The 3,863-nt window shown below is 37.4% G+C and carries 5 protein-coding genes; all 5 read left to right on the forward strand.

The window, feature by feature from the left end; all coding sequences use genetic code 11:
• The coding region (locus AC1DUW_RS22905; protein WP_477643543.1) for a TetR/AcrR family transcriptional regulator at window positions 1-545 on the forward strand (545 nt) is incomplete at its 5' end.
• 17 nt (window positions 546-562) lie between these two features.
• The gene (locus AC1DUW_RS22910; protein WP_056521568.1) at window positions 563-1,393 is read left to right on the forward strand and encodes a transporter substrate-binding domain-containing protein; all 831 of its coding nucleotides are present in this window, start codon (window positions 563-565) and stop codon (window positions 1,391-1,393) included.
• Between the two features lie 33 nt (window positions 1,394-1,426).
• Window positions 1,427-2,071, forward strand: a complete 645-nt coding sequence (locus AC1DUW_RS22915; protein WP_053347482.1) for an amino acid ABC transporter permease — start codon at window positions 1,427-1,429, stop codon at window positions 2,069-2,071.
• Between the two features lie 15 nt (window positions 2,072-2,086).
• Window positions 2,087-2,824 carry an amino acid ABC transporter ATP-binding protein gene (locus AC1DUW_RS22920; protein ID WP_053347481.1) on the forward strand — a complete coding sequence of 246 codons (738 nt, stop codon included), beginning with the start codon at window positions 2,087-2,089 and terminating at the stop codon, window positions 2,822-2,824.
• Window positions 2,825-2,853: 29 nt separating this feature from the next.
• A complete protein-coding gene (locus tag AC1DUW_RS22925) occupies window positions 2,854-3,300 on the forward strand; it encodes an OsmC family protein (RefSeq protein ID WP_053347480.1) in 447 nt (148 codons plus the stop codon).
• Window positions 3,301-3,863: the final 563 nt, after the last annotated feature.

Genomic DNA, 3,863 nt, shown 5'->3' on the forward strand with positions numbered 1-3,863 from the left:
CTCTGACATCGTTCGAGAACTCTGACATCGTTCGAGAAGCGGGTATTGCGCAGGGAACTTTTTATTGGCATTTTAAAAGTAAAGAAGCTATTGCTTTAGAAATTGTTCAACAAGGGCGGAACGGACTTCTGGAAGTTGTAGCACACGGACATCGAAAATTTCCTGGAACTGTTAGGGATGTTGTGAATTCCTCTGAAAAGTTATTTGAAGAGTTGTTTGATTTTTCCGCATCTAATCGATATATGATGGAAATGATATTCAAAGGAATTGACGGTGAAGAGTCACTTAAACAGGTGATTATTGAAACTCGATTGAAGGTGGAAGAAGCTTTTCAAAATAATATTAAAAGAGCGATGGAGCTAAACATTCTACCGGAAAGGGATCCTGGTTTACAAGCTGCATTATTAATGAGTTTATTTGAAGGAATCTTATCTAGGTGGTTATTCGGACCGGTCTCAGAGGGTTCGCATATACGAAACAAAACAACGGCGGAACTGGCTAAAGAAATGGTCAGATTCGAATTTTTTGGATTATTAGGAACATAAAAAGGAGACAGATTATTATGAAGAAAAAATATTCATACCTTACATTGGTATTATTATTAGCCTTTACTTTGATATTAAGTGCTTGTGGTTCGAAAGATGATAAGGCAAGCGAAAATAAAGAAAGCAGTGCAGATTTATTACAACAAATCAAAGATCGCGGAACACTTAAAGTAGGGCTTATGGGTACATATCAGCCATACAATTTCTTGAATGATAAGAAAGAGATGGATGGATTTGATGCTGATATCGCGAAAGAAATGGCCAAGCGTCTTGGAGTGGATGTTGAATTTGTTTCTCAAGAATTTTCAGGTATGGTGGCAGGATTACAAACAAAAAAATTTGATGCAGTTATTAGTCAAATGACCATTACTGATGAACGTAAAAAACAAATGGACTTTACGGAACCGTATATCACTAACCATGTGAAGGTAATCGTTCAAGAAGATAATAACTCGATTAAGTCTGTAAAAGATTTCAAAGGCAAGAACATTGGAGTGGGGCTAGGTACTAATGACGAAACATATCTTCGTACAGAGCTGCTTCCAGAGGTGGGGGATTTTACAATTAAAACATATGATGATGTTATTACATCATTAAAGGATTTGGACTCTGGAAGAATCGATGCAACCATTAATAATATGTATGCGTTGAAACCAGTTGTAGAGAGTAATGGATTTAAGATCAAAGCAGTTGGTGAACCGGTAAAATCTGATAAAGCAGGAATCGCGATTCGTAAAGGCAATGAATCATTATTGAAAGAATTGAATAAACATCTAGCTGATATGAAAGAAGACGGCACATATAATGAGATTTTTGTGAAATGGTTTGGGGAAGAGCCACAAGAATAAACCTTTAGTAGTAGAAAGGATACAAGCAAAGTTATGGATGTTATTTGGGTTAACCTACCATTTTTATTGAAGGGAGCGTATTATACGCTCCTTATCACCATTATTTCAATGTTTTTTGGATCGATTATTGCTGTGATTGTGGCGGTTGCAAGACTAAAAGGTAATAAGTTTATTAGGTGGATGGCTCGTGCATATGTTTCCATCATAAGAGGTACTCCCACTTTGGTCCAAATTATTATTGTGTATTATGGACTGGCTGATTACGGATTAAATCTTCAACCACTAACAGCGGCTTATATTGCATTAAGCATTAGCATTGGGGCTTACCTGTCTGAAACATTACGCGGAGCGATTCAATCTATCCCTAAAGGGCAATATGAAGCGGCATATGCTTCTGGAATGTCGCCATATCAAACGATGCGCAGGATTATTTTCCCTCAAGCGATTCGGGTGGCCATCCCGCCAGCAGGCAATACATTTATTGGGATGTTAAAAGAGACATCACTTGTCTCCGTTATAACGGTTACCGAATTATTGCGTTCAGCTCAATTATTAATCGCTCAATACTATGTGTACATGCCATTTTATTTAGCAATTGCGCTAATGTATTGGATCATGAGTACAGGATTTTCCTTTGTCTTGGAAAGAATTGAAAAACGGTTATCAATATATGACTAAGTATGGTGAAGTAGAATGATAAACATCAACAACCTATCGAAGAGTTTTTCAACATTAGAAGTGTTGAAGGATATTAATTTACAAGTGAACAGCGGCGAAGTTGTTGTGATTCTTGGACCGAGTGGTTCAGGTAAAAGTACATTGCTTCGATGTATAAATGGTCTCGAAGAATTAACGAGTGGAACTATTGAAGTGAGCAACATTGTCGTTGATGCGAAAAAAAGTCATAAAGAGCGCAATAAACAAATTAAAAAAGTCCGTCTTCATACGGGAATGGTTTTTCAACAATTTAATTTATATCCGCATAAAACGGTATTGGAAAATGTTATCGAAGCACTGTTAATTGTGAAAAAATGGTCGAAAAATGATGCAGAGATAAAAGGGGAAACGCTGTTAAAAAGAGTAGGTTTGATTGATAAAAAAGATGTGTATCCTTCCCGATTATCTGGAGGTCAGCAACAAAGGGTTGCGATTGCAAGAGCACTTGCCATGGAACCGGATATCTTATTGTTCGATGAACCAACGTCTGCATTAGATCCAGAGTTGGTAGATGAGGTGCTGGCTGTAATTAAAGAACTTGCTCAAGATGGAATGACCATGGCTATCGTTACACACGAGATGACTTTTGCTCAGGAAGTTGCTGATCGAATCGTCTTCATGTCAGATGGTGTCATTGTTGAAGAAGGTCCACCAGAGGAATTCTTTTCACAACCACAAACCGATCGAGCCAAGAAATTTTTGAAGAAAATGTAGTTAATATAAGGAGAGCTGGAGGAATTATTATGAAAGTGGTAACAAAATGGAATGGCCAGCGCGCTTTCACGGCTGTTGGAGATTCAGGTTATGAAGTAAGTATGGACGCAACTCCTGCATATGGAGGCGAAGGAAAAGGATGTACACCAACTGAAATGCTGCTGGCTTCTCTAGCTGGTTGCATTGGAATTGATGTCACGATGATACTGAAACCTTATTTGTCATCTGTGGACAAGCTTGAAATTGAAACAGATGGTACGAGAAAAGAAGAATTGCCAAAAGGATTCACATCCATTGTTGTGACTTTCATCATTGATGGGCAAGTGGACAGTAAACGAATCTGGAGGGCAATTAATCTGGGCAAAGAAAAATACTGTGCGGTATCAGATTCTTTGAAAGCCGATATCTCATTCCGGCTGATTTTAAATGGGGAAGAACAAGCAAAAATAGTTACTGATCAAAACCAAGGAGAATAACTACCTTTAACTTTTCAAAAGCACTGTGGAGAAATCTCTACGGTGCTTATGTTTTTTTTAAGGAATAAGAAAAAGGATATTTCTTAGGAATATAAATTTAACGCTTGTAAATAGTAATCATTACGTTTTATAATGAGAGACAGTCAAGAAAATAGTTACATCTATAGTGATAATTCTTGAACTAAAAGGATTTTTTTATAGTATAAATCGTAATTATTTTGATTTGTGTGATGAAGGGGTCTTTTTATGTTGAGAATATAGCACTTACTTGAATTTGATACTTTAACTCGTGAGTTTAGCGCAGTTACTCGTGAATTTGGTACTTTAACTCGTGAGTTTAGCGCAGTTACTCGTGAGTTTAGCGCAGTTACTCGTGAGTTTGATACTTTAACTCGTGAGTTTAGCGCAGTTACTCGTGAATTTGGTACTTTAACTCGTGAGTTTAGCGCAGTTACTCGTGAGTTTGGCACTTTTACTCGAGAGTTTGGCGCAGTTACTCGAGAGTTTAGTACTTTAACTCGTGAGTTTAGCGCAGTTACTCGAGAGTTTAGTACTTTAACTCG

This window comes from Peribacillus sp. P4_C12 (assembly GCF_056402095.1).

What these genes read in the sequence shown, in the direction of transcription:
- AC1DUW_RS22910 (WP_056521568.1), top strand. Translation starts at nt 563, where the DNA reads ATGAAGAAAAAATATTCATACCTTACATTGGTATTATTATTAGCCTTT.
- AC1DUW_RS22915 (WP_053347482.1), top strand. Translation starts at nt 1,427, where the DNA reads ATGGATGTTATTTGGGTTAACCTACCATTTTTATTGAAGGGAGCGTAT.
- AC1DUW_RS22920 (WP_053347481.1), top strand. Translation starts at nt 2,087, where the DNA reads ATGATAAACATCAACAACCTATCGAAGAGTTTTTCAACATTAGAAGTG.
- AC1DUW_RS22925 (WP_053347480.1), top strand. Translation starts at nt 2,854, where the DNA reads ATGAAAGTGGTAACAAAATGGAATGGCCAGCGCGCTTTCACGGCTGTT.